The sequence below is a fragment of the Stenotrophomonas sp. 99219_Sma genome (assembly GCF_056480785.1).
In genome coordinates, this window is sequence record NZ_CM151117.1 from 3767470 (window position 1) to 3793430 (window position 25961).

The window sequence follows — 25961 nt, forward strand, 5'->3', positions numbered from 1 at the left end:
ATGGACTCTTCATGGATCGACGCCACGCTCGCGTGGATTGCCGCTCACCCCGTGCTGGCGGGTGCCGTTATCTTCCTCATCGCCTTCTGCGATGCGGTGATCATTCTTGGCGCCATCGTGCCGGCGCTGCCGCTGCTGTTCGCGGTGGGCGTGTTCATCGGCCTGGGCCAGATCTCCGGGCCGTACGCGGTGGCGGCTGCAGCCCTGGGCGCATTTGCCGGCGACGGTATCAGTTACTGGATCGGCCGACGCTGGGGCGACCGCCTGCGCGGCATCTGGCCGTTCAGCCGCTACCCGCAGCTGCTCGACCGCGGCGAGAACCTGTTCCGCCGCAACGCCTTCAAAAGCATCCTGATCGCACGCTACGTCGGCGCGATCCGCCCGTTCGTGCCGGCCATTGCCGGCATGATGAAGATGCCAGCCAGCCGTTACGTGCAGGCCAGCGGCATCGCCAGCATTTCCTGGGCGGTGCTGTTCCTGGCGCCAGGCTGGATCCTCGGCGAAGCCTACGACGCAGTCGCGGCGGTGGCCGGGCGTCTGGTGGTGGTGGTCGGCCTGCTGGCGGTGATCCTCAGCCTGGTCTGGGCCATCGTGCTGTACGGCTACCGCTGGTCGGCCGCGCGCATGGACAACTGGCTGGCGCGCCTGCTGGACTGGTCCAACCGTCATCCGACGCTGGGCCGCTACACCGTTGGCGTGCTGGACCCGAAGCGCCGCGAGTCGGTGCCGCTGGCGATGCTGGCACTGATGCTGCTGGTGCTGGGCTGGGGCTGGTTCGCGCTGCTGACCGTGGTAGTTGCGCATGGGGAGCCGCTGGCAATCGATCTGCTGGTGCACCAGGCCATGCTGGCACTGCGCAACCCGCTGGCCGACTACCCGATGGCCGCGCTGGCTTCGCTGGGGGCGTGGCAGGTACTGCTGCCGGCCACCGCTGCGGCGATGGGCTACCTGATCTGGCGCCGGCGCTGGATGGCGGCCGCGCACTGGCTGGCCGCCCTCGCCTTCGGCCTGGCGCTGACCATGCTGCTGGGCGCCACCGTGGATGTGGTGCGCCCGATCGATGCCAGCAGCGGCTTCGGCTTCCCGTCGGTGTCGGTGACCATGGCCACCATCACCTTCGGCTTCTTCGCGGTGCTGATCGCCCGCGAGATGCCCGGCCGCACCCGCGTCTGGCCGTACCTGGTGTCGGGCATCGTGGTCAGCCTGATCGGCTTCTCGCGCCTGTACCTGGGCGCGCATTGGCTGAGCGATGTGATCGGCGGCATGCTGTTCGGCACGTTCTGGCTGCTGGTGCTGGGCATCGCCTACCGCCGCCGCTTCAACCGCTCGTTCTGGGTGAAGCCGGTGGCCTGGCTGTTCTACGGCGTCTTCGCCGTGGCGGCGATGTGGTACGCGCCGCGCCACATTCCGGTGAAGCTGGAGCGTTTCGAGCCGACCCTGCCGGCACCGCAGGCGATGGATGCGCAGGCCTGGTGGCAGCACGACTGGGCCACGCTGCCGGCGCGCCGCAACGAGTTCGACGACGACCAGCGCTGGCCGCTGGACGTGCAGGTGGCGGGCCCGCTGGCGCCGCTGCAGGCGCAGCTGGAAGCCCGCGGCTGGAAGCGGCAGGAGCAGGCCGGCTGGCAGCAGGCGCTGCTGATGCTGGACAAGAACACCGGCGCCGATGAGCTGCCGGTATTGCCGGCAACGCTGGACACCCGCGTGGAAGCCTTGCTGATGGTGCGCCAGGGCGCGAAGCCGGATGAGCGCTATGTGCTGCGCTTGTGGCCGGCACCCGCGCAGCTGCAGCCGGGCAACACGCCGCTGTGGCTGGGCAGTGCACAGACCCTGCGTTACGAGCGCCACTTCAAATGGATCGGCATGTGGCACCCGCTGCGTGGTGTCGACCCGGCGTTGAACGCGGTGAAGGACGCCGTGCAGAACCTGCCGCAGCGGGAGGATGTGCACAGCGAAACCGGGCTGCCGGTGTTGCGGCTGAAGACCATGCCGTGATCGAGCCGGTGCTTCTCTGGTAGTCGCCAACCTTGGTTGGCGCTTCGGGAGAAGGCTGCCAACCAAGGTTGGCAACTACTGGTTCCGGCGCGCTCTGTCCGTCGCCAACCCTGGCGTTTCCCGGTTCCGCTGCGCTCTGGTAGTGGCCAACCTTGGTTGGCGGTTATCGGCTACGGCATCCAGCCCAGCAACTGCTGCAACCGCTGGTGCGGGTCATCCATCTGCAGCAGCTGCAGGCGCTGCTGCTCGCTCAGCGGCAGCAGTTCGGCCAGCCGCCAGCCGACCCAGCTGGCCTGGTCCAGCAACGCCGGGTTGGCCGGCGCATAGGCCTCGCCGGCCTGTTCGATGATGTGACCCAGCACCGTGGCCAGCAGCGCATGCTGCGGCCGTAGCTCATCGTCCGGGTCTTCATCACACCAACGCACGTCGGCCACCACCAGGCCGTTGTCGCGCACGCGGGTGCGCTCGACATGGAAGCGGCGGGTGCCACGCAGGCGCAACTGCAGCACGCCGTCGGCGCCGACATCGAAGTCTTCGATGCGTACCTGCACGCCATAGGCGGCCGGCGTTGCTGGTGCGCCGACTTCCTCGCCATCGAGGATCAGACAGACACCAAACCCCTCACCACTGCGGCCGCTGTCGCGGACCAGGTCCAGATAGCGGCGCTCGAACACGCGCAGGCCTACCGCCGCACCCGGCACCAGCGTGGTGTGCAGCGGAAACAGCGGCAGCGAACCGTCGACGCTCATCGGGCCTGCAGCGCGGCCAGGAAACGGCGCGGTGCACCGTCGAAGCCACCATTGGACATGAACACCACGTGGTCACCACTGCGCGCGCTGGCCTGCAATTGCGCCAGCAGCGCGTCGGTATCGGGCACGGCGTGCGCTTCGCCACGCACCGCAGCGATCACCGCAGCGGCATCCCAGGCCAGTTCCGGACGATGCAGGAACACCACTTCATCGGCCAGCGCCAGCGACGGTGCCAGCGCCTGCGCATGTGCGCCCAGCCGCATCGAATTGCTGCGCGGCTCCATCGCGACCACGATGCGCGCATCACCCACCTTGGCACGCAGGCCTTCCAGTGTGGTGGCGATCGCGGTCGGGTGATGGGCGAAATCGTCGTAAATGGTGATGCCGTCATGCTGGCCGATCACTTCCATGCGGCGCTTGACGCTGCGGAAGCGTGACAACGCAGGAATCACGTCGGCCGGTGCCACGCCCACCGCATGCGCGGCAGCCAACGCAGCCAGGCCGTTGAGCACGTTGTGGCGGCCCAGCAACGACCACTGCACGTCGCCCATTGCCTGCCCGCGGTGATGCACGCGGAAGGCGCTGCCATCGGCGGCCAGCAGCTCGGCATGCCATTCCAGCGACGGATCGAATCCGAAGCGTTCGACCGGCGTCCAGCAGCCCATCGCCAGCACTTCGGCCAGATGCTGATCCTCGCCGTTGACGATCAGTCGGCCACGCGCCGGCACCGTGCGCACCAGATGGTGGAACTGGCGCTGGATCGCGGCCACGTCGGGGAAGATATCGGCGTGGTCGTATTCAAGGTTGTTGAGGATGGCCACCAGCGGCCGGTAGTGCACGAACTTGCTGCGCTTGTCGAAGAAGGCGGTGTCGTACTCGTCGGCCTCGACCACGAACTCGCGGCCCTGGCCCAAGCGGGCCGAGACGCCGAAATCCTCGGCGACGCCGCCGATCAGGAAACCGGGTGAACGACCGGCGCTTTCCAGCAGCCAGGTGAGGATGGTGGTGGTGGTGGTCTTGCCGTGGGTACCGGCCACGGCCAGGGTGTCGCGGCCCGGCAGCACCTGTTCGGACAGCCACTGGGCGCCGGAGATGTAGCGCTGGCCGGCGTCGAGCACGGCCTCCACGGCCGGGTTGCCGCGCGAGAGCGCGTTGCCGATCACCACCTCGTTGGTGCCGGCCGGCACGCTGTCGGCGCGGTAACCCTGGTCCAGGGTGATGCCCAGCTGTTCGAGCTGGGTCGACATCGGCGGATAGATGGCCTGGTCGCTGCCGCTGACCGTATGGCCCAGTTCCCGCGCCAGGGCGGCCACGCCGCCCATGAAGGTGCCGGCGATTGCAAGGATATGTACGCTGCTCATGACCGAGGATTGTGACCGATGACGGCTGTATAGGGCCAATGTCCGATCCGGGGTAAGACAAGTCCTACACAGGATGTGAGAAAACTCCAATCATCTGTCAGGGAAATCCCGATAGCGATGTTCTGTGAACCCGGACACAATTCGAACTGCCAGCCGCAGTACCCGAACCGGTCCTACTCCCCAAGAGGCCATCCCCAAGGGAGCTCATGCTGCGGGGCCCTGAGCAAGCCCTCTGCTGGCGCCTATCAAACGACACAGGCCTGGTCCTCGCGGACCAGGCCTGTGCTTTTTGCGCCCGAAGGACCGGCAGTGCACCGGCCCTGCAGGATCAACCCTTGATCGCCGCCAGGATGCGGGCTTCGATCTCATCCAGCTCACCGACGCCGTCGACGCGGGCCAGGGTGCCACGACCGGCGTAGAAGTCGACCACCGGGGCGGTCTGGTCGTTGTAGACCTGCAGGCGCTGGCGCACCGCTTCCGGCGTGTCATCGGCGCGGCCCTGCTCCTTAGCACGACCGGCGATGCGCTCGACCAGCAGCTCGGTGGCCACGTCCAGCTGCACCACGGCATCCAGCGGCTGGCCGATCTTGGCCAGCAGGCCGTCCATCGCATTGGCCTGGGCCACATTGCGCGGGTAGCCATCGAGGATGAAGCCCTTGGCGACATCGGCCTGGGTCAGGCGCGACTCCAGCATGCCCAGCAGGATGTCGTCCGACACCAGGTTGCCGGCATCCATCACCGTCTTGGCCTGCTTGCCCAGCTCCGTGCCCGCGGCGATTTCCGCGCGCAGCATGTCACCGGTCGAAATGTGGGCGATCCCCAGCTTTTCCTTCAGGCGCGTCGCCTGTGTCCCCTTGCCCGAACCGGGCGGTCCCAACAGAACCAATCGCATTGACCTGACTCCAACGTGTTGAAAACAAAGAAGGTTCGCGTCCCGGACGGACCGGTATCGCTGCACCGCAATAGCGCCACTTTACCGCATCCGGGTAATGTCCCTGCAATGTCCCCTCCCCCGAGCAGGTAGAAGCATGCGCAACGGTACTCTCCTTTATGCCCAGTCCGGCGGTGTCACCGCAGTCATCAATGCCACTGCAGCGGCGGTGATCGAGCAGGCCCGGGCCAAGGGCATCAAGGTCCTGGCCGCCCGCAACGGCATCCTCGGCGCGCTGCGCGAGGAACTGATCGATACCAGCAAGGAGAGTGCTGCGGCCATCCGCGCCCTCGCCCACACCCCGGGCGGCGCCTTCGGTTCGTGCCGGGTCAAGCTGAAATCGCTGGACGCCGACCGTGCCCGCTACGACCGCCTGCTGGAAGTGCTGCGCGCGCACGACGTGCGCTGGTTCCTCTACAACGGCGGCAACGACTCGGCCGACACCGCGCTGAAGGTCTCGCAGCTGGCCAAGGCCTCCGGCTACGACCTGACCTGCATTGGCGTGCCCAAGACCATCGACAACGATCTGGCGGTGACCGACACCTGTCCCGGCTTCGGCTCGGCGGCCAAATACACCGCCGTGTCGGTGCGCGAGGCGGCGCTGGACGTGGCGGCAATGGCCGAGACCTCCACCCGTGTCTTCATCTACGAGGCCATGGGCCGCCACGCCGGCTGGCTGGCTGCGGCCGCCGGTCTGGCCGGCAACGGCGATGACGAAGCGCCGCACATCATCCTGCTGCCCGAACGCGCCTATGACGAAGCAGCGTTCCTGGCCAAGGTCAAGGCGGTGGTCGAGCGCGTCGGCTACTGCGTGGTGGTGGCGTCGGAAGGCATCGCCACCGCCGATGGCCGCTTCGTCGCCGACGCGGGCGGCGGCAAGGACTCGTTCGGTCACTCGCAGCTGGGCGGCGTGGCCGCGCACCTGGCCGGCCGGGTCAAGGACCAGCTGGGCCTGAAGGTGCACTGGGCGCTGCCCGACTACCTGCAGCGCTCGGCCGGCCACCTGGCCAGCAAGACCGACTGGGAGCAGGCGCAGGCGGTCGGCAAGGCCGCCGTGCAGCTGGCGCTGAAGGGCCAGAACGGTGTGATGCCGGTGATCGTGCGCAGTAGCGATGCGCCCTATCGCTGGAAGATCGAAGCGGCGCCGCTGTCGAAGATCGCCAATCATGAAAAGAAGATGCCCGCCGGCTTCATCCGCCGCGACGGCTTCGGCATCACCGCCAAGGCACGCGCCTACCTGTCGCCGCTGATCAAGGGCGAAGCCCCGCTGCCGTACGGCACCGACGGCCTGCCGAAGTACGTGACGCTGAAGAACGTGGCCGTGAAGCAGAAGCTGCCGGCCTTCGAGGGCTGAGCCGAAAAAGGGGACGGAGGGGATTAAGTCGTATACGCCCCTTTGTGTTGAGCCCTGTGCGGAGCGCAGGGCACATTGCGGCGGCCGTCGAAGCACCCCACAATCGGGCTCCGGCCCGGGGCAAAGGGGCCGCCGCAAGCCAGATTCGACGCTGCCCGGCCTTCAAGGCCCGGGCCTGTGCTGCCATTTCACAAGGACTGTAACCATGAAGCACCCGATCCTGATCGCCGCGCTGCTGTGCGGTGCCGCCGCGCCGGCCTTCGCTGCGACCTGCGAAAGCAACTTCCAGAAGAAGGGCAATCCCTTCGTCGGCACGACCTTCACCTCATCGGTCACCCATCCAGACCTGACCGTGGCCAGTGCCATCGGCCAGATGCGGGTGATCGCCAAGAACGCCAACATGGACGTCCTCAGCGAGGACGTGGAAGGCGGCTCGATGCTGATCGAAGAGCCGGAATCCATGGCCCACAAGCCGATTCCGATGATCATCAGTGCCACCTCCGAAGGCGGCCAGGGCACCGTCGGCATGGTGGTGAAGGTCAACAAGGGCGCCATTGCCTCGGCCGATGGCGTGCGCGAAGAAATGTGCAAGCTGCTCAACCAGATCAAGCCGGGCAAGGCTGGCGAACAGGCAGCCAAGGCCACTCCGCAGGCGTCGGTGGTAACGATTGCCGCCGACCGCTTCGGCTTCCAGCTGCGCAACCAGAACAAGGACAACCCGGCCGCGGTCGAGCCGCGCTACAAGGGCAAGACCTACGCCATCACCGGTCGCATCACCTCCGTGCTGCGCAGTGGCGGCACCTACAACACCAGCTTCGACCTGCCCAGCGATGGCAGCATCGACTTTGAGCGCGTGGCCATTTCCTGCTCGTTTGCAGCCAACCAGGCCGCGTATGCGCTGGCCCTGCGCCCGCGCGAGAAGGTGACGCTGACCGGCGTGGTCGACAGCTACGACCAGATTGGTCGTGTGTTGTGGTTGAAGGACTGCCGCGGCAATTGATCGCTGCCAGCATGGGAAAAGGCCCGGGTGCGCAGGCGCCCGGGCCTTTTCGTTTCCACAGCGGTTCACACCTGGCGCACGTGCATCGCAGGATGATGGATGCCCCGTCCGGAGGTCATCATGGCACTGCGTGTTGTTCGGCTGGGTACGCCGCGCCACCCCGGCGAAGGGCTGCGCATCGGTACCGTGCGACGGCCGCCGCGCGGCGTGCCGCGCAGTGAGTTCGCGGTACAGGACTGGTACGACGTCTGGTTCCCGACCCTGTCACCCAGCGCGGAACTGGTAAAGCGGGCGCACGAAGCGAAGACCGCCGCCGACTGGAATGCGTTCTTCCGCCACTACAAGGCCGAGATGAAGGCGCCGGACGCGGCCCACGCGCTGGATCTTCTGGCCGCGATGTCACAGCACAGCGACATCAGCGTGGGGTGCTACTGCGAGGATGAAGCGCATTGCCATCGCAGGGCCCTGCGAGAGCTGCTGGTGGCGCGCGGGGCGACGCTGGCGGAGTGATGATTGCAGGGTTGCCGGCCAGCGGCCGGCACTACCAAGTTGCCCGCCGGGCATGGCCCGGCACTACCGATGCGCTGCGAAGTAGATCCACGCCATGCGTGGATGCGCAGCGCCGGGCACGTCAGTAGATCCACGCCATGCGTTGATGCGCGCTGCTGGGCGGCCTCAATTGCAGGCCTTGCCTTCCATCTGCAGCTGCGCGGCGAACATCGTCACCTGCGGAATCTGGCCGGCAGCGGCCTGCTTCTTGGCCTCTTCCAGATAGATGCGCGACTGGCCCTGCCCGTCCAGCTCGACCTTGTTGCTCGACGGCAGGCGCCACACCCGCACTACCGCCTGTTGCGCCGGGCACGCGGCATTGGGTACGCGGATCACATCATTGAGCTTCCAGCCCTTGTCGGCGCTTGGCTGCGCCTTGGCATAGTCGACGAAACGCGCGCGCGGCTGGCACTGCTCGCTGGTCCGCACCGGCGCGAAGCGATACGGCTCGGCCGCCTGACCGGTGAAGGCACCTTCCAGGCGCGCGCAGGCCTCGGGAATCTGCCGCAGGGTATGCACCGCGCCCACGGCCTGGGGGGCACCCACGGCGCGCTGCAGCTCCGGGGTTTCCGCAGCGAGTGCCGGTACGGCCGGGACCAGGGCGGCAAGCATCAACAGGGACAGGCGCATGGGGAATCTCCTACGGGACTGAGCGCAGGCTTGCAGAGGCTGGCTTAACGGGGTGCAAAGGCCTGTGGATCTCGAAGCATGCTCATGGACTGGCGGCGGGTTCCGCGCGCACGGCGATGCGTTCAGCGGGAGGGCGCCCACGGGTGATGCGGCGGGGCTCGTAAAAACCAGTCGAGCACGGCTTGTATGTTCCTCCCGGCTCCTACGCGGTATGTAGGAGCCAGGGTGGAGGGACCGTCAAGCATGCATCTGCGGATACTAGCCGACAGACGAGTCGAGCGATCCCCATCCCGCACACGAACGTCGATAAAGGATCGTACGGCCCCCAAAGGGGATCGTCGATGTAGGCAAGCTAACGTCGGTGCGGTACCACCCCAGCCCCTTAAAGATAGCTGGGAGCCGTACAAATGTCTGATTCTCTCGATATTGGCGTGGACGTGGACTCCAAGGAGTTCGTACCGGCAGTGGCCGACCGCAAGGCCGGCGACAGGATCGCCAACACCCGGGCCGGCATAGCCCAGTGGCTCAACACCTTGCCCCAGCGATGCCGGATTGGCATGGAGGCGACGGGGCGGTACTACGAGTTGTTGGCTCGGATGGCTGGCCAGGCAGGCCACGTTGTCTATGTGATCAATCCACGTCTGATCAAGCACTACGGCCGGGCGACGGGCTCGCGTGGCAAGACGGACGCCATGGACGCCGAAGCGATCGCCCGGTACGTGAAGAAGGAGAACGATCGCCTGCGTGAATACGTACCGCGTACCGATGAGCAGCAGCAGATGCACGATTTGCTGCGCAAGCGGCAGACGCTGGTAAAGACACGCGCGCGCCTGGAGCAATCCTTCGGGGTAAGCAAAAGTGCCCCCGGGGAGCTGTCAGATCTGTTCTGCGCTCTGGCTGGGACGCTGTCCGAGCTGGAAAGCGAACTGCAGCGCTTGGGTCGCGATGGAGAGCATGGCACGCTCTACAAGCGCCTGTTGACCATCCCTGGTATCGGCCCCGCCGTCGCCGCTCACCTGATTTACTACATGACGCGCTGGCCGTTGGCCAACGCCAACGCGTGGATCGCCTGCACCGGCCTGGATCCCCGGCCTAACGAGTCTGGCGGCAGAACGGGACGGCGTAGGCTGTCCAAACAGGGCGCGCCAGTGCTGCGCCAGATGCTCTACATGGCCGCCATGGGGCTCAAGCGGTGTCGTCGGGGGCAACCGCTCTACGACGAGCTGTCAAAACGCGGTCACCCCAGCACCGCCGTCTTCAACATCCTGGCCAGAAAGCTGGCCAGGATCGCCTGGGGTGTCTTCAAAAGCGGCCGGGACTTCGATCCGGCCATGCTGAAGGTGGGTCAAGCCTGCTTCCAGCAGGCTTGACCACGAACATAGGATCTCGACTCTACAGTGCGCGGCACGCATACTGCGGGCACCAGGGAATGCTGAACACCGCCATACGTCGGACGACCACCAAGGTCGGTACGGGTTGGTTCCAGGCTGCAGCCCGTCGTCCCCCTCGTGGTGCCGTTCATCGCCACTGGATGCCTACATCCATTCTGCGGAGGGGTCTAATGCTGGAACGTCACGGGCTGTCATTGGCGCTGGGCTGCGCCATTCTCGCGATCCTGTTCGGAATCGTCTCGGCGCGCTGGATCCTGCGCCAACCCACCGGCAATGAACGCATGATCGCGATCGCCACCGCGATCCAGGAAGGTGCGCGTGCCTACCTCAACCGCCAGTACCTGACCATCGGCGTGGCCGGTGTGGTGCTGTTCGTGCTGGTCGGCATCTTCCTCAGCTGGTACACCGCGATCGGCTTCGCCATCGGTGCGGTGCTGTCCGGCGCGGCCGGCTACATCGGCATGAACGTCTCGGTACGCGCCAACGTACGCACTGCCGAAGCTGCACGCCACGGCATCAGCGCCGCAATGGACGTCGCCTTCCGCGGCGGCGCCATCACCGGCATGCTGGTGGTCGGCCTCGGCCTGCTGGGCGTGGCCGGCTACTACGCGCTGCTGCTGCGCATGGGCCTGCAGATGGACCAGGCGCTGCATGCACTGGTCGGGCTGGCGTTCGGCTCGTCGCTGATCTCGATCTTCGCGCGCCTGGGCGGCGGCATCTTCACCAAGGGCGCGGACGTCGGTGCCGACCTGGTCGGCAAGGTCGAAGCCGGCATTCCCGAAGACGATCCGCGCAACCCGGCGGTGATCGCCGACAACGTCGGTGACAACGTCGGCGACTGCGCCGGCATGGCCGCCGACCTGTTCGAGACCTACGCGGTGACCGTGATCGCCACCATGCTGCTGGGCAGCCTGATGCTGGCCGAGGCAGGCGCCAATGCGGTGCTGTATCCGCTGGTGCTGGGCGGCGTATCGATCATCGCTTCGATCATCGGTGCGCTGTTCGTCAAGGTGAAGCCGGGCGGTTCGATCATGGGCGCACTGTACAAGGGCGTGATCGTCTCCGGCGTACTGGCCGCCATCGCCTTCTACCCGATCACCACCGGGTTGATGAGTGACAACGTGCATGGGCCGATGGCGCTGTATGGCTGCGCATTGATCGGGCTGGTGCTGACCGGCCTGATCGTGTGGATCACCGAGTACTACACCGGCACCCAGTACAAGCCGGTGCAGCACGTGGCACAGGCCTCGACCACTGGGCATGGCACCAACATCATCGCCGGCCTTGGCATTTCGATGAAGTCCACCGCGCTACCGGTGGTCGCGGTGTGTGCGGCAATCTGGGGCGCGTTCGCGCTTGGGGGCCTGTACGGCATCGCCATCGCCGCCACCGCGATGCTGTCGATGGCCGGGATGATCGTCGCCCTCGATGCCTATGGACCGATCACCGACAACGCCGGTGGCATCGCCGAGATGGCCGAGCTGCCCTCGGAGATCCGCGACATCACCGACCCGCTGGATGCGGTGGGCAACACCACCAAGGCAGTGACCAAGGGTTACGCGATCGGCTCAGCGGCGCTGGCGGCACTGGTGCTGTTCGCCGACTACACCCACAACCTGCAGGCGGCACATCCGGGGCAGGAATTCCGATTCGACCTCAGCGACCACACGGTGATCATCGGCCTGCTGATCGGCGGCCTGATTCCCTACCTGTTCGGTGCGATGGCGATGGAAGCGGTCGGCCGCGCCGCCGGTGCGGTGGTGGAAGAAGTGCGCCGCCAGTTCCGCGAGATCCCCGGCATCATGCAGGGCACCGGCAAGCCGCAGTACGACAAGGCGGTGGACATGCTGACCCGCTCGGCGATCCGCGAAATGATCGTGCCCTCACTGCTGCCGGTGGCGGTGCCGGTGGTGGTCGGCCTGCTGCTGGGGCCACGCGCACTGGGCGGCCTGCTGATCGGCACGATCGTGACCGGCCTGTTCGTGGCCATCTCGATGACCACCGGCGGCGGTGCCTGGGACAACGCCAAGAAGTACATCGAGGACGGCCACTTCGGCGGCAAGGGCAGCGAGGCGCACAAGGCGGCGGTAACCGGCGATACCGTCGGCGATCCCTACAAGGACACCGCCGGTCCGGCGATCAATCCGCTAATCAAGATCATCAACATCGTGGCGCTGCTGCTGGTGCCGCTGCTGTAGATCCACACCATGCGCAAACCCGTAGAGTCGAGCTTGCTCGACTGCTTCTGGCCCACACCGCAAGAGCAGTCGAGCAAGCTCGACGCTACGAGGTCAACGCCCGCGCAGGAAGAACGACACCGGCACCATCACTTCCACCGGGTCGCCGGCCACTTCGGCCGGCGGCGGCGGTACCGGGCTGGCCCGCTGCACGGTGTCCAGCGTCTCCTGGTCGAGCAGCGCGAAGCCACTGCTGCGGCCCAGTTTCACCCCCGAGACCGCGCCATCGCGGGCAACCGCAAAGCGCACGTAGACCACACCCTGCTGGCGCAGCCGCTCGGCCTGGCGCGGATAGCGGCGGTGTTTCTGCAGGTGCCCGAGCAGGCGTCCTTCCCAGGTCGCCTCGGCACGACTGCGTTCGCCGGCCGTGGTCTGCGGTGCGGTGTAGCGTGTGGCCGCGTCAGCCGCCACCTGCGGCGGTGCGCTGGTCTGCGCGACATTGGCGTCAGCGGTGTCCGGCGACGGCGTCGGCTCCGGTGTACGCGGCGGTGGCAGCTCACCGTGCGGCTGCACCGGCGCCTTGGGTTGCTCGCGCAGGGCCGGCGTCGGTGCCTGCCGCTGTTGTTGCTGCTGCAGCGGCCCGGTCGCGACCTCGCGCGGCGGCACCGGCGGTGCCTGCGCCATCGGCGCCAGTTCCAGCATCAGCGCAGCGGGTGGCGCCGCAGCCGTCAGCGCTGGCGCACGGGCCGCCCACCAGCAGGCCGCGCCGATCAACAGCGCATGCACCAGCAGCACGATCGCCAGGCTGGTCGCCCAGCGCCGCAGTCCATTCATCGTGCGCCCTGCTCCAGGCCGACCAGTGCCACCTTCAGGTAGCCGGCCGCTCGCAGCGCATCCAGCGTGGCCATCAGTTCGCCATAGGGCACGCGGGTATCGGCACGCAGGAAGATGCGCTGCGTGGTGTCACTGTGAGTGGCCGCCTGCAATGCAGCCGCCAGGCTGTCGCGCGCCACGGCCTGTTCACCAACGCGCAGCGACAGATCGGCCTGGACGGTCACGTACACCGGTGCCTGTTCCGGCGGCGTGGCACTGGCATTGCTGGCCGGCAGCTGCACCGGCACCGACACGGTGGCCAGCGGTGCGGCCACCATGAAGATGATCAGCAGCACCAGCATCACGTCGATGAAGGGCGTGACATTGATCTCGTGTGCTTCTTCCGGCACATCGTCGCGGTCGGACGCGGTCCTGATCGCCATCGACGCGCCTCAGTGCACCGCACGCAGCGGCGCCGCTGCGGTACGCGGAACGGCACGATCGAGATCGCGCGAGACCAGTTGCTGCACAGCCGCGGACAGATCGCCGAGCAGACCCCGCAGGCCGGCCAGCACACGGCTGAAGTGGTTGTAGACCAGCACGGCGGGAATCGCTGCGACCAGACCCAGCGCGGTCGCCAGCAGAGCCTCGGCGATGCCGGGCGCAACCACCGCCAGGTTGGTGGTGTTGCTCTGGGCGATGCCTATGAAACTGTTCATGATGCCCCACACCGTACCGAACAGGCCGACGAACGGCGCCACCGCGCCGATGCTGGCGAGCACGCCGATGCCACGTCGCTGCACGCGCGCGGTTTCCAGTTCAATGCGGTCCAGGCGCGAGGCCACGCGCTCCTTGATGCCGTCGCGGCTATCCAGTTCCTGCGACAGGCGCAGTTCGGTGCGCGCTGCGTCCAGCATGGCGAGTGCGGTGCCCTGCTGCAGGATGGCCTCCACGCTCCCGCCGGGCAGGCTCGGCGCCTGCAGCAGCAGCGCACGCGCTGCGCGCAGCTGCCGTGCCTGGCGGGCCAGTTCCCAGCCCTTGGCCAGCAGCACGGTCCAGGTGGCCAGCGACGCCAGTGCCAGCGCGATCATCACCGTCTTCACCACCACGTCGGCGGCCAGGTACATGCCCCACGGGGTCAATGCGTGGGCGGCCACGGGGGCCAGGTCAGCAGGCAGCATCGTCTCGGTTTCCATCAGCATCAGGTGTCGCTGCGCGGCGGCGGGCCGCGCGCGGATCATTGGCGTCGTCCACTTCCACTACAGGATTGGGCTCCAGCCGCGGTGCGGGCCGACTGAGCACGTAGCCGGCGCTGACCGCGAAGAACAGGCCCACGCCCAGCAGCAGGCGCCAGGACGGATGTGCGCCCCAGCAGAACAGCGCGAAGCCCACCGCCATGCCGGCGCTGGCAAACGCCTTGCCCTTGCGCGACACCGCGCCCTGCTCGCGCCACAGCCGCAGCGACGGGCCGTAGCGCGGGTGCGCCAGCAGGCGTTGCTCGAACTTCGGTGAACTGCGTGCGAAGCAGCCCACTGCCAGGATCAGGAAGATAGTGGTCGGCATCACCGGCAGCAGCGCGCCGATCACCCCGAGCCCGACCATCACCCAGCCCAGCGCGAACCAGAGCCAGCGCATCAGCGTTGCGCCGATAGGCGGGAGGCGTGCATCAGGCGAATTCCACTTCGACGTGGCCGTGCACGCTGCGGAAGGCGGCGTCCGCCGCATCGATCACCTGCTGCTCCTGCTCGGCGCTCAGCGGCACCGCATCCAGCGCAGCGGTGAATTCACGCCAGTGGCGCGCCGCGCCATCCGGGTGTGCGGCCAGGTGGCGGGCGCCGAAATCACGATCCAGGCCGAGCTTGGCAGCCATCTTGTACAGAATGGTGCCGCCGAGATTGGAGCCTTCGGCCACATACAGCCACCCCAATGCGGCGGGTAGCTCCAGATCGGACGGCAACGCCGCGATGTCGGCCCCCGGCAGGGTCTGCTCCAGATCCTGCAGGTCGCGCGCCACCTGGGTCAGGCGGCGGCGCTCGCCCAGGTCCGGCAGCAGTGCATCCAGCGCAGGGTTGGCATACAGCGCATCGATGCTGCGATGAAAGCGGTACTGCACGCGCAGGAAACGGGCGAAGTTGCTGCGGTCGGCGAAGATGTCGCCGGCCATGATGCGCTTGTCCAGCGCGCCATGGCTGTCGCGGGTGGCGGCCTTGAGCCGCAGGCTGCGGCTGTCTTCAGGGGCGATGTGTGCGTTCATGGGGGATGCCAAGGGGGTCGTCCTGCTGTAGACGTTCGCCACGGGGCTTTCCCCAAGGCCATGTGCACCGATAATGGCGTATCCCTTCTTCCCGCAGGAACCGACGATGATCACCACCGAACCGCGCATGACCAACCTGTTCCTGCAGCTGGGCCTGGATGCCAGCGCCGAGGGCATCGCCCGCTTCATCCGCGAGCACCAGCTGGCCACCGATGTGGAAGTGGTCGAGGCACCGTACTGGAACGATGCCCAGCGCCAGTTCCTGTCCGAGTCGCTGCAGGCCGATGCGGCATGGACCACGGTGGTGGATGAGCTGAACGAGTCGCTGCACGAAGATGCGGTGAAGGCGGCGACCGGGCTGTAAGTGGGCTAAGCAGGCTCGCTGGGGTCAGGGCCCTTTCCGCAGGAAAGGGATCCGACCCCACCGCTCATCCGCGACCGATCAGTACTTCCAGGTCAACGCCAACCGCGCGGTGCGGCCCGGGGCCGGCATCACGCCCAGCGCCAGCGGATCCAGGTAGTAGCGGTCGGTGACGTTGTCCACGCCCGTCTCCACCGACAGCTGGTCGTTGAAGCTCCAGCTGGCGAACAGGTCGACCAGGGTGCTCGGCCGGTACAGCTGCTGGATCGCCGACAGGCCCACGTTCCAGTCCTTGTCCAGCTTGCTGATCGGGCCGGCGTTGTGGACCACGCGGGTACCGAAGGTCAGGCGCTCGTCGAACAGGCGCGAGCCCAGGGTCAGGTTGACCATGTAGCGCGGCGGGTTCTGGGTATTGGTGTACGAGCCCTCGAAGCCGCCGTCCACGCAGTTCGGCGTGTTGGCCAGTTCATCGTTCCTGCGCTGTGCACCATAGGCACGGCGCTCGGCAGCGATGTCCGGTGCGCAGGTCTTGGCCTTGAAGTAATAGTGCGCGGACAGATCAGCAAATACCTTGCCGCTGTCATAGCTGGACTGGAACTCCATGCCCGAGACCTTGAACTGGTCGACGTTGCGGATCAGGCCTGCCGACAGCGTGCGGTAGTCACGGGTGATCAGGTCGTCGATGCGGGTATCGAAGTACGCCAGCTTCAGCGCCAGGCGGTCGCCGGCGGTGAACAGGTCATAGCGGATGGTGCTGGCACCGATCTCCCAGCTGCGCGCACGCTCCGGCTTCAGCTCGCCCACCGGCTTGGCGGCGGTGAACAGGCCCAGCGTGGTCTCGAACAGGCTCGGCAGCTTGGTGCCTTCGGCGTACTTCACGTAGACCATGGTGTCTTCGCTGAAGCGGTAGGCCACGCTGGCGGTCGGCGAGAACGCGGTGTCGCGGCGGCGGATCGGCTGCGACCAGCTCCAGCTGACCGGCACTTCCAGGTCCTGCGCCTTGCCGGCGTCGTAGAAGTTCCAGCCACCGATGTCGCCCACCGTACCCTTCTTGTACGGTGAAGCCAGCAGCGATTCCTGGGTGAAATTGCCGTTGGCGTCCGGATACCAGTTCAGCAGCGCGATGCGCTTGGCCCGCCACGACGGCAGCGCCGGGTTGCCATTGAGCAGCTCGGTGTAGCGGTACTGGCCCTGCACCTCGTAGGCATCGGGCGTGGCCAGGCGGTTGCGGTCATGCACATCCACGCGGTTCCAGCGGCCGCCGGCCAGCAGTTCCCAATGCTCATCGGGCTGCCACTTCAGCGAGGCCACGGCACTGTATTCCTTGCGCTCGGCGTTGCGCAGGAAGCGGTTGTTGACCAGGTCATCGTGCATGACCGGCCCCGAACTGCCCGGTGCAATGTCCTCATCGCTGTAGGACAGGCCGTAGTCGAGGGTGAATGCACCGGCGTGGGTGTCGAACTTCGAGGTGTTGCTGGCATCCAGGCCGAAGCGCTTCTGCCGCAGCGGATTGCGGTAGGCATCCTTGTAACCGGGGTCGCCACTGAAGCTGGGCGCGTCGTACCACTCGGTGCGGCGATCGAAGTACCAGGGGGTGATGCCGGTCAGGCTGTTGTACATCACGCTGTCGGTATCGGTGTACGTGGCGTTGACGCGCAGGTCGACCAGCTCGCTGTCTGGGTTGAAGCGATAGCGCAGGGTGTAGCTGTCCATGTCGACGTGGCCCGGGTCCCATTGCGGAATGCGGTCACGATCCACACGGATGATCTGCGAGGCCATGATCTCGCCGGCGGTGCCCTCGTAGCGGCGGTAGCCCGCTTCCAGGGTCTGTGCATCGTCGATGCGCCAGGTGCCCTTGAGCAGCGCCGACTTCGCGCGGGCCGAGGTATTGAACACCTCGGTACGCGGCGGATTCAGCGGTGCCAGCGTGCGCCGGGTCTGCGGGAAGTCATCGTAGCCATGCTTGCCGGAGAAGTAGTTGCCGTTGTCGCGGTAGGCGTAGGCGGCAACCAGGTCGAAGCGATCCCAGTGTCCCGCAGCGGCCACGTTGAAGAACTGGCTACCGGTGGCGCTGCGGTCGGTGCGCGGCGCGGCGCTGTAGGACGGCAGGTTGTTGGCGCTGTTGTTGGCCAGGCCGCCACGCACGCGCACGCCGAAGTCCCGCCCTTCGCGCAGCACGTCACCGATCTTCAGCGTCTCCATCTCGACCACGCCGCCGATGCCACCGGAGGCGTTGGCCTGCAGGCTCGGGCCCTTGGTGATGGTCAGGCTGGAGATCAGGTCCGGGTCGAGGTAGGTGCGCTGCGACTGGCCGGCATAACCACGGTAGGTATCCATGCTGGACTGGCCACCGTCGATGATCACCGGCACGCGGCCCTGGCCCTGGATGCCACGGATGTTGACGTCAAAGCCGTTGCCCACGCGCGGATCACCGGCGGTGACGCCAGCCACGCCCTTGACGATGTCGCCGTTGGACGTACCGCGGAATCGCTCCAGGTGCGTGCGGTTGAGCGTGGTGGTGGAGCCGACGCTGCGATAGCCGTCGAGCAGGCGCGCCTCGTCGCTGGTTGCGCCGCTGTCGATACGGTCGCCGGCCACGCTCAGCGTATCGGTGACGATCACACCGCTGTCGGCCTGCGCCGACGCTGCCGCTTCCAGGGTCACCGCATCGGCACTGACCCGGCGCACCGCCAGGCCACTGCCCTGCAGCAGGTACTGCAAAGCCTCGCTGGCCGACAGGCTGCCGCTGACCGCACGCGAGGTCACACCCCGGGCCAGAGTGGCCGGGTACACGACCTGCACGCCGGACTGGCGCATGTAGCTGCGCAGCGCCTCGTCCAGTGGCTGCGCGGGGATATCGAAGCGCTGCAGGGCAGCGTGGTCACCGCTGGCATCCTGCGCGAGTACGGAGGGCGCGGCGCTGGCCAGGCCGGCCGCCAGCAGGGCGATGCACAGGCGGGACGGGCGCGGCATGCGGCCCGGACGATGGAAATCGAACATGGGGGAACCTGTCAGGTAATCGGTGCCGCGGGCGCGGCGACATCCGCAACACGGGCGGACACGGCGACGTACTGGCGGCGGCGGGTACGTTCGCGGAGTAAGACGGATGAAAGCGCGGCAACCCCAAGAGCGATTTGCGGCCGCGACAGGTGCCGACCGTGGGTCGGCTGGTTGCCGCGGTGGGTGCCAACCGTGGGTCGGCTGGTTGCAGTGGTGGGTGCCGACCGTTGGTCGGCACAGGGACGGTCATCCACGCATGGCGTGGATCTACTGCACGATGGCGACGCCGAATGGAAGACGAGTAACCCGAAGACCTGCTGTTGCCGCCAACGCATCCAGCGCCTGCTCCGGGCGATCGATGCGCAATGCTGCACTGACGGCCGGCAGCTGCGACAGATCGCCACGCACGAAGGTCGGGCCAGCGCGATAGCGCCCGACCCATTGCATGGCCTCGGCGACGCTGGCCTGCTCCAGCAGCAGTTCACCCTGCCGCCACGCGCCGACACTGTCGGCCGCCACATCTCCCAGACGCGTCACGCCACTGCGCTCGCCATAGACCGCACGCTGTCCCACCTGCAGGTAGGTCCAGCCACCGTCGGCCGGGCTGGCCACGCGCACCCTGCCCTGTCCGACCTGGGTTTCCACCTGATCGTTGTCGCGTGCGACGGAGAACGCGGTCGAGATGTCCTCGACCACGCCATTGCCCGCGCGCACGCTGAAACGCCGCTGGGCATCCGGGCTGACCTCGAACCAGGCGCGCCCGCGCAGCAGCTCGATCCGGCGTGCATCGGCATCAAACCGCACGGCGATCGCGCTGTCCGCATCCAGCACGGCTCGACTGCCATCGGGCAGTTGCACGTTCTGCACGACATGCGTACTGCGATGGTCGGCCTGTAGCCGCAACCAGGCCTCCGGCCATGCCACCAGCATCGCCAGCGCAGCTGCAGCGGCCATTGCCCAGCGCAGCCGCCGCGGGCGCCGGCGTTCGGCGGGCCGGGCCTGCGGGCGTGGTCCGACGCTGCGCCACAGCGCGCGCTCGTGCTCGAAGGCCCGACGGTGCCCCGGCTGTGCCAGCCAGCGTTCGAACTCATGCATGCGCCCCTCGCCGATGTCACCCGAGGCCAGCCACGCGATCCAGCCCCGGGCCTGTTCGGCCAGGGCATCGTCATTGGCGGCGGGCAGCGTGTTCGGCGGGCTCATCGGCTGGCGGACAGGCGCATTCAAGCGCGGGCGGAGGAACTAGACCGCATCCACGGTCCAGTGATCAAGACGTTTCAGCGAGGGCCAGCCCCAAGCCGGGGCGATCATCGGCCGCTGCGCGCCCAGGCCAGGCGTTGCAGCGCGGTGCGCACATGGTTCTCGACGGTAGTCACCGACACACCCAGACGGCGGGCGATCTCGGCCTGGGTCAGGCCCTGCAGGCGGTTGAGCCGGAAGATGGTGCGGGTCGGCTCCGGCAGGTGTCCCGCCGCGTCGAGCACCCGCTGCAGCTCGTCCTGTGCCATCGCCTGCTCCTCAGTCGAGATCACCTCGTCCGGCCCCCAAAGGTAGTGGTCGGCCAGCAGACGGTTGCGCCGGGTCGATTCGCGGCCATGGTCGGTGGCCAGGTTGGCGGCCAGCCGGTACAGATAGGCGCGCGGGTTGTCGATGGCCTGGCTGTCATCGACGCCACGTGCCTTGAACCACACCGCCTGGATCACGTCCTCGGCGCCGTTGTCGCCCCCCAGGATGCGTTGCACCCGGCGCAGCAACGCAGGCCGCTCGCGGATCAGCAGTTCGGTGAGGGAGGCGGCATTGGAGGACATGCGCGGAACCGGGACGACAGACGGAAGGCGCCGCGCATGCTACTCCGTTAATGAGAATCAGTCACGTTCTCATCAATGGATGCACCCGGTCAGCCCGTCATAGACGCTCTGCGAGGTCCCCGGCAGCGGGTCATGCAGTGGATCGCGGGCGGCGAGCGCGGCATGGAAGGCTTCCACCGGGGTACCCGCCACCAGCGGCAGGCGGCACAACCAGGTCGGCTGCCGGGCCACGATCGCGCCATCGTTGCGGGACACCTCCAGATCGCTGGCGGCGAATGCCCACAGGCATTCATGCACGGTTCCCCGCACCGCATCCACCGAACAGCGCAGGCGCAGGGCGCGGATATCGCTGTATTCGCCCTCGCAGAAGGTGTCGCCACAGATGGCATCGAAGCCATGCTGCAAACGGCCTTCCAGGGCAAAGAAGCGGTCCCAGTTGGCCTCCTGGTGCGGGTAGTCGATCAGGTCGACATAAGGGGACGCCTGGGCCAAAGGCGCAACCAGCAGCATGCAGGTCAGGCCAAACGGCAGGGCAGACACGTTCATGGGCAGACTCCTTGGGAAGGTTGGTCCAGCCTGCGCTCCCATGCCGGCCGCTCCCATCAGCCAATCCCGGCCTGCCGGGTAGGCCCCCGCTCCGCAGCGCCGTCGGCCCCTCCCTCTGCACAGCGCCCGGCAAAGGCATAAAATGGGGGGCTATCCGTCTACATCCCCCACCTGGAGCACGACCATGGGTCTGGAACTCGTCTCGCCCGGCAAGAACCCGCCGGAAGAAATCAACGTCATCATCGAGATCCCGAAGGACTCGGAGCCGGTGAAGTACGAAGTGGACAAGGAAACCGGCGCGATCTTCGTCGACCGTATCCTGTCCACCCCGATGCGCTACCCCTGCAACTACGGCTACGTGCCGAGCACCCTGTGCGGCGACGGCGATCCGGCCGACGTGCTGGTGGTGCTGCCGCTGCCGCTGGTGCCGGGCTCGGTCGTGCGCTGCCGTCCGGTCGGCGTGCTTAAGATGAGCGATGAGGCGGGCAGCGACGAGAAGATCCTGGCCGTGCCGGTCTCGAAGATCTTCAGTGGCTATGCCCACGTCGAAGACATCGCCCAGGTGTCCAGCCACTGGCTGGAGCGCATCGGCCACTTCTTCGAGCACTACAAGGACCTGGAGAAGGGCAAGTGGGTCAAGCTCGACGGCTGGGGCGGCGCCGCTGAGGCCAAGCAGATCCTGATCGAGGCGCACCAGCGCCATCTCGACAGCAAGGCCTGAGCCTGAACCGGATCGCTCCGGCGGCACCCCGCCGGAGCGATGCGGGTCACGTTTCATGACGACGGCACATCACACGTGCCGCCGTATTAGGTAAATTGCGTCACTTCACACGTCGTCGACATCCATCGTCGAGACAGCCAGGGGAATGTGTCGTGCGTATTCTGCTTGTTGGGGATGCAGCCAGCCTGCCGGCCGAGCTGACCGAATTCATTGCCGATCTTGGGGAAGACTGGCAGCCGCTGACCGCCACCGATGGCCAGACCGCGATGACTGCGGTGGCCACGCAGGGCGTGGATGCGGTGATCGTCTGCCCGCAGCTGCCGGATCTCAATGCCACCACGCTGCTGGGCCAGATCCGGACCTTGCGCCCGGAAACCATCCGCATCGCGCTGATCGATGCCCAGCACGGCAACCGGCCGCCGCCGGCACGCCTGATCGGTGTCGCTCACCGTTTCCTGCCGTTGCCACTGGCACCGGAAGTGCTGCTGGAAGCGCTGACCAGCCTGGAAGAGCTGCGCGAAGTACTGGACAGCCCACGCCTGCGCGATGCCATCGGCCGTATCGAGAAGCTGCCCTCGCCGCCGCACCTGTACCTGAGCCTGACCCAGGCGCTGGAGCATGACGACGACGCTGACAGCGCCGACGTCGCCAAGCTGGTGGCGGCCGACCCGGCCATTGCCGCGAAGGTGCTGCAGCTGTCGAACTCGGCGTTCTTCAGCCAGGGACGCACCATCGCTGACCTGCGCACGGCCGTGACCCGCCTGGGCCTGTCGACGCTGCGCGACCTGGTGCTGGCCAGCGAGGTGTTTTCCGCACCCACGTTGTCCACCGCCGAACGCAATTCGCTGCAGCAGCGCGCCCTGCTCGCCTCGCGCCTGGCCGCGCGCCTGCTGCCCGAATCCAGTGCCGAACTGGGCGCGACCGCCGCCCTGCTGGCCGACATCGGCCTGCTGCTGCCCGGCGTACGCAACGAGCGCAGCGAACCGTCGCTGGCCGGTGACACCCGCCCCGGCCATGCCGAGGCCGGCGCCTACCTGCTGGGCCTGTGGGGCCTGCCGATGCCGATCATCGAAGCGGTTGCCTTCCATCTGCAGCCGCAGCGCGCCAATACGCGCAGCTTCTGGGTGACCGGTGCGGTGCATGTGGCGCTGGCGCTGGTCAACGGCGATCCGGTGGATGAGGACTACCTGCAGCGCGCAGGTGTACTCAACAGGCTGCCGCAGTGGCGCGAGCATGCCAATGCGTTGATGGGACTGGTACCGAGCGAGGCCTGAGGCGCCGTCCCGGGCGAGTTCTCTGGGTATGAAAGGCAGGCCGGATGGCCTGCCTTTTTCCGTTGTGCCTGAAGACTCATCCACGCATGGCGTGGATCTCCTCAGTCGGTGCAGCGCGCAAACAAGAAGGGCGGACCTTGCGGCCCGCCCTCCTCTTTCTGCTGTCACGCTTTGATGGATCAGAAGCGCTGGGTGTACTTCATGTAGTAGAAGCGACCGATGTCGAAGCCACCGTAGTACGAGAAGCTCGAGTTCGGCTGGCTGTACATGACCGGGCCCTCGTGGTTGAACACGTTGTTGGCACCTGCCGAGATGGTGGCGTTCCAGGGAGTGTTGTAACGCACCTGCAGGTCGTGGAAGGTGTTCGAACCGGTGTTGCGAACCGGAATGGCCAGGGTGTAGGCCGAGGAGAAGTCCGGGTTGTTGCACTCGGCACCGCCGGTGCGGTCGTAGGAACACTCTTCCTTCAGGCCGGAGTAGTAGCGCATGCCCCAGTTGACACCGAAGTTGCCCAGGCTCCAATCGATGTTCAGGTTCGAACGCACGCGGAAGTTGCCACCCCAGTCGCCAGTGCCCCAGCCGGTGTGCTGCTCGACGGCAGTCTGCTCTTCGTTGTCCCGCTTGTACTCCAGGTAATCGACGTAGGTGGTCTTCCAGTCGATGACGATGTTGCCGAAGGAGAACTCCGGCAGGCGGTACTTGATGCCCAGATCGTAACCAGCGGTTTCCTGGTAACCACCGTTGATCAGCGTACGGGTGACGTCGGTCACCTGGGAGCCGTTCTCCGGATCTCGAGTGACACGATCACACGCGTTGGCGTTGCCCAGAATGTAGCACTGGTTGAGGATCGAGGTAACCGATTCGGCCGCGATCACGTTGTCGATGCGGATCTTCCACCAGTCCAGGCTGATGTCCAGGCCCTGTACGAAGTTCGGGCTGTACACCAGGCCGACGGTCCAGGTCTTGGAGGTTTCCGGCAGCAGTTCGGCATTGGAGCCGGACAGGTAGGCGTAGTTGGACTGAGACCCCGGGCCAGTGGCATCAATGCCGCCGGATGCTTCCTGGCGGAAGTTGGCCGGGACGGCACCGGCGCAGCGCGCGGCAACCTGCGGGTTACGTACCGCCGCACCGAACAGGGTGTCACACGGATCGGTGTACTTGTCGAAGGTCTGCGAGGTGCCGCCGTACAGGTCAGCCACCGTCGGCGCACGGAAGCCCGTGGCGTAGGTACCGCGCACCAGCAGGTCATCGATCGGCTTCCACTTCAGGCCGAACTTGCTGTTGAAGGTGTTGCCGAAGGTGTTGTAATCCGAGTAACGGCCGGCCATGTCGACCGACAGTTCCTTGGCGAACGGCAGGTCGGCCAGAATCGGTACGTTCAGCTCGAGGAAGAACTCGTTGAGCTTGTAGCCACCGGCGGTGGACGCACCGGCCAGGTCGGTGCTCAGGCCCGACTGAAGCAGCGCATCCGGGTTGTATTCGGCCTGCTCTTCGCGGTGCTCGTAGCCTGCTGCAAACGACAGGTCACCGGCCGGCAGGGTGAACAGCGCGCCGGACAGGTTGGCGCTGTAGACCTTGGAGGTGGTCAGCGACGTGTCGTGGGTCGGCAGGAAGAGGTACTTCTGCAGATCCGGGTTGGACAGCGAGCCAGCGCCGTCGATGCCATAACCAAGCAGCGGGTTCCACGGGGTGCAACCGGCGATGACCGCCCCCGGGGCACCACAGTACGCGACGCCGTTCTCGACGAACGACGGGCCGACGGCATTCTTCACGTTCGGGATGAACAGGTTGCCGGTGCCGGTCTTGGTGCCCTTGTTACGGTTGTAGACGTAACCGACATCCCAATCGAAGTACTTATCGCCGAACTCGAACGAGCCTTCCAGGCCGGCCGAGAAGCGGAAGGTATTCAGCTCGGACTTGGTCTGGCGCGGCATTTCCCAGGTGCGACGCATGAAGTCGACATCCTGGTCCAGAGGGTTGAACGCACTGTCCTTGGACAGCTTGGTGCCATACGCGCTGGAGCGGTACGGGTAACCGGCGATCTGCTGCAGCGCCTCGCGTTCGGTGTACAAAACGTTGGCGGTACCGCGGATGTTGTCGGTGAAATCGTACTGGCCGTTGGCGAACACAGAGCGACGCTTGATCCCGGTCGACAGATACATCTGCTGCGTCGGGTTGGACAGGTCGGCGTTGGTCAGCTCATGGTAGTTGGCAAAATCGGTCGGATCGGCGCCAGGGTTCACGACGTAGTTGTTGCCGCCGTTGACCAATACGCCCTTCTCGGTGATCGCCGACCAGCCGTTGGCGTCATCTTCGGTAGGGAACGGATGACGTGGGCCATTGGCATAGGCGCTGAAGCGGCGGTCTTTGGCCAGCACCGGCTTCTCGTCGCTGTACTCGGCACCCAAGGTCAACGAACCACGGTCGTTGGTCATGCCGTAGACGAAGTTGTAGGTTTCCTTGTCGCCGTCGCCCTGGCCGTACTGGCCGCGGTAGACGCTCGCTTCCAGGCCATCGAAGTTCTTGCGGGTGATGATGTTGACCACGCCGGCAATGGCATCGGAGCCGTAGATAGCCGATGCGCCGTCGGTCAGCACTTCCACGCGCTCGACGATCGAGGTCGGGATCGACGCCAGATCGGTGTAGCCGCCGGAGCTGACGCCCATGCGCTTGCCGTCCAGCAGTACCAGGGTGCGCTGCGGGCCGAGGTTGCGCAGGTCAACATACTGGCCGCCGACTTCTTCGCCCGAGCTCAGGGCATCGGCGCGGCTGATCGCCGGCGAACCGGTTGCCGACAGGTTCTGCACGATGTCGGCAACGCTGGTGAAGCCCTGCTTTTCAATGTCTGCGCGCTGCAGCGCGATCACCGGCTGCGCGGTTTCCATGCTCGCTTGGCGGATGCGCGAACCGGTAACCGAAATGCGGTCCAGGTCGGTCGTGCCGCTGGCAGCTGCGTCCTGCGCCGAAGCGAAGGACGGTGCCAAGGCAAGCGCAATGCCGGCCGGCAACAAGCCGAGCCGCACTGCAGGAATACGAACGTTCATCTATCT

General features: G+C 66.6%; 23 protein-coding genes. 9 read left to right on the forward strand and 14 right to left on the reverse strand.

Annotated elements, in window-relative coordinates:
• Window positions 1-1995 carry a bifunctional DedA family/phosphatase PAP2 family protein gene (locus ACZK13_RS17220; RefSeq protein ID WP_478481981.1) on the forward strand — a complete coding sequence of 665 codons (1995 nt, stop codon included), beginning with the start codon at window positions 1-3 and terminating at the stop codon, window positions 1993-1995.
• Between the two features lie 170 nt (window positions 1996-2165).
• Here ACZK13_RS17220 and ACZK13_RS17225 read toward each other — a convergent pair whose 3' ends face one another.
• The 3 genes from ACZK13_RS17225 to ACZK13_RS17235 form a co-directional block, all read right to left on the reverse strand.
• The gene (locus ACZK13_RS17225; protein WP_032128383.1) at window positions 2166-2744 is read right to left on the reverse strand and encodes an LON peptidase substrate-binding domain-containing protein; all 579 of its coding nucleotides are present in this window, start codon (window positions 2742-2744) and stop codon (window positions 2166-2168) included.
• On the reverse strand, window positions 2741-4105 hold the full coding sequence (mpl, locus tag ACZK13_RS17230; RefSeq protein WP_180838357.1) for a UDP-N-acetylmuramate:L-alanyl-gamma-D-glutamyl-meso-diaminopimelate ligase: 1365 nt from the start codon (window positions 4103-4105) through the stop codon (window positions 2741-2743). Before mpl ends, ACZK13_RS17225 begins: the two co-directional genes overlap by 4 nt.
• A 328-nt stretch (window positions 4106-4433) precedes the next feature.
• On the reverse strand, window positions 4434-4997 hold the full coding sequence (locus tag ACZK13_RS17235; RefSeq protein ID WP_032128385.1) for an adenylate kinase: 564 nt from the start codon (window positions 4995-4997) through the stop codon (window positions 4434-4436).
• A 136-nt stretch (window positions 4998-5133) separates the two neighbouring features.
• On the opposite strand from ACZK13_RS17235, the gene ACZK13_RS17240 reads away from it, so the two are divergent.
• The 3 genes from ACZK13_RS17240 (at window position 5134) to ACZK13_RS17250 (ending at window position 7900) form a co-directional block, all read left to right on the forward strand.
• Window positions 5134-6390, forward strand: coding sequence for a 6-phosphofructokinase (locus ACZK13_RS17240; RefSeq protein ID WP_253145197.1), 1257 nt, complete (start codon window positions 5134-5136; stop codon window positions 6388-6390).
• Between the two features lie 205 nt (window positions 6391-6595).
• Window positions 6596-7390 carry a hypothetical protein gene (locus ACZK13_RS17245; RefSeq protein ID WP_049400701.1) on the forward strand — a complete coding sequence of 265 codons (795 nt, stop codon included), beginning with the start codon at window positions 6596-6598 and terminating at the stop codon, window positions 7388-7390.
• A 120-nt stretch (window positions 7391-7510) separates the two neighbouring features.
• On the forward strand, window positions 7511-7900 hold the full coding sequence (locus ACZK13_RS17250) for a DUF488 domain-containing protein (protein ID WP_478481983.1): 390 nt from the start codon (window positions 7511-7513) through the stop codon (window positions 7898-7900).
• Between the two features lie 165 nt (window positions 7901-8065).
• Here the strand turns inward: ACZK13_RS17250 and ACZK13_RS17255 are convergent, their stop codons facing one another.
• Entirely contained in the window at window positions 8066-8569 is a 504-nt protein-coding gene (locus ACZK13_RS17255) for a hypothetical protein (RefSeq protein ID WP_032128388.1), read from the reverse strand.
• Between the two features lie 407 nt (window positions 8570-8976).
• On the opposite strand from ACZK13_RS17255, the gene ACZK13_RS17260 reads away from it, so the two are divergent.
• Together ACZK13_RS17260 and ACZK13_RS17265 are read left to right on the forward strand one after the other, a co-directional pair.
• Window positions 8977-9939, forward strand: a complete 963-nt coding sequence (locus tag ACZK13_RS17260) for an IS110 family transposase (RefSeq protein WP_132808894.1) — start codon at window positions 8977-8979, stop codon at window positions 9937-9939.
• 191 nt (window positions 9940-10130) lie between these two features.
• On the forward strand, window positions 10131-12158 hold the full coding sequence (locus ACZK13_RS17265; RefSeq protein ID WP_032128389.1) for a sodium-translocating pyrophosphatase: 2028 nt from the start codon (window positions 10131-10133) through the stop codon (window positions 12156-12158).
• 93 nt (window positions 12159-12251) lie between these two features.
• On the opposite strand, the gene ACZK13_RS17270 is transcribed toward ACZK13_RS17265, so the two are convergent.
• The 5 genes from ACZK13_RS17270 to ACZK13_RS17290 are packed head-to-tail and all read right to left on the reverse strand — an operon-like array spanning window position 12252 to window position 15204.
• Window positions 12252-12971 (reverse strand): energy transducer TonB, encoded by a 720-nt coding sequence (locus ACZK13_RS17270; protein ID WP_293795532.1) that lies wholly within the window; start codon window positions 12969-12971, stop codon window positions 12252-12254.
• Window positions 12968-13393, reverse strand: coding sequence for a TonB system transport protein ExbD (gene exbD / locus ACZK13_RS17275; protein WP_107431600.1), 426 nt, complete (start codon window positions 13391-13393; stop codon window positions 12968-12970). Before exbD ends, ACZK13_RS17270 begins: the two co-directional genes overlap by 4 nt.
• A 9-nt stretch (window positions 13394-13402) precedes the next feature.
• Window positions 13403-14131: a tonB-system energizer ExbB gene (exbB, locus tag ACZK13_RS17280; protein ID WP_478481986.1), complete on the reverse strand. Its 729-nt coding sequence runs from the start codon at window positions 14129-14131 to the stop codon at window positions 13403-13405.
• Entirely contained in the window at window positions 14118-14585 is a 468-nt protein-coding gene (locus ACZK13_RS17285) for a YbaN family protein (RefSeq protein ID WP_253145186.1), read from the reverse strand. Before ACZK13_RS17285 ends, exbB begins: the two co-directional genes overlap by 14 nt.
• Before the next feature lie 31 nt (window positions 14586-14616).
• Window positions 14617-15204, reverse strand: a complete 588-nt coding sequence (locus tag ACZK13_RS17290) for a biliverdin-producing heme oxygenase (RefSeq protein WP_049400694.1) — start codon at window positions 15202-15204, stop codon at window positions 14617-14619.
• A 106-nt stretch (window positions 15205-15310) separates the two neighbouring features.
• Between ACZK13_RS17290 and ACZK13_RS17295 the strand changes: the two genes are divergently transcribed.
• Window positions 15311-15568 (forward strand): DUF2789 domain-containing protein, encoded by a 258-nt coding sequence (locus ACZK13_RS17295; RefSeq protein ID WP_006390068.1) that lies wholly within the window; start codon window positions 15311-15313, stop codon window positions 15566-15568.
• A gap of 78 nt (window positions 15569-15646) precedes the next feature.
• Here ACZK13_RS17295 and ACZK13_RS17300 read toward each other — a convergent pair whose 3' ends face one another.
• The 4 genes from ACZK13_RS17300 to ACZK13_RS17315 all read right to left on the reverse strand — a co-directional run bounded on the left by ACZK13_RS17300 (window position 15647) and on the right by ACZK13_RS17315 (window position 20916).
• On the reverse strand, window positions 15647-18565 hold the full coding sequence (locus tag ACZK13_RS17300) for a TonB-dependent receptor (protein WP_478481988.1): 2919 nt from the start codon (window positions 18563-18565) through the stop codon (window positions 15647-15649).
• A gap of 267 nt (window positions 18566-18832) precedes the next feature.
• Complete coding sequence (locus ACZK13_RS17305; RefSeq protein ID WP_125894996.1) at window positions 18833-19765, reverse strand: FecR family protein; 933 nt, start codon at window positions 19763-19765, stop codon at window positions 18833-18835.
• Window positions 19766-19869: 104 nt separating this feature from the next.
• Window positions 19870-20370 carry an RNA polymerase sigma factor gene (locus ACZK13_RS17310; protein ID WP_014038389.1) on the reverse strand — a complete coding sequence of 167 codons (501 nt, stop codon included), beginning with the start codon at window positions 20368-20370 and terminating at the stop codon, window positions 19870-19872.
• 72 nt (window positions 20371-20442) lie between these two features.
• Window positions 20443-20916, reverse strand: a complete 474-nt coding sequence (locus ACZK13_RS17315) for a hypothetical protein (RefSeq protein ID WP_189719997.1) — start codon at window positions 20914-20916, stop codon at window positions 20443-20445.
• 184 nt (window positions 20917-21100) lie between these two features.
• On the opposite strand from ACZK13_RS17315, the gene ppa reads away from it, so the two are divergent.
• Both ppa and ACZK13_RS17325 read left to right on the forward strand, forming a co-directional pair.
• Window positions 21101-21637: an inorganic diphosphatase gene (gene ppa, locus ACZK13_RS17320; protein ID WP_005410935.1), complete on the forward strand. Its 537-nt coding sequence runs from the start codon at window positions 21101-21103 to the stop codon at window positions 21635-21637.
• A 152-nt stretch (window positions 21638-21789) separates the two neighbouring features.
• The gene (locus ACZK13_RS17325; protein ID WP_032128397.1) at window positions 21790-22911 is read left to right on the forward strand and encodes an HDOD domain-containing protein; all 1122 of its coding nucleotides are present in this window, start codon (window positions 21790-21792) and stop codon (window positions 22909-22911) included.
• A 179-nt stretch (window positions 22912-23090) separates the two neighbouring features.
• On the opposite strand, the gene ACZK13_RS17330 is transcribed toward ACZK13_RS17325, so the two are convergent.
• A complete protein-coding gene (locus tag ACZK13_RS17330; RefSeq protein ID WP_478481990.1) occupies window positions 23091-25955 on the reverse strand; it encodes a TonB-dependent receptor domain-containing protein in 2865 nt (954 codons plus the stop codon).
• Window positions 25956-25961: the final 6 nt, after the last annotated feature.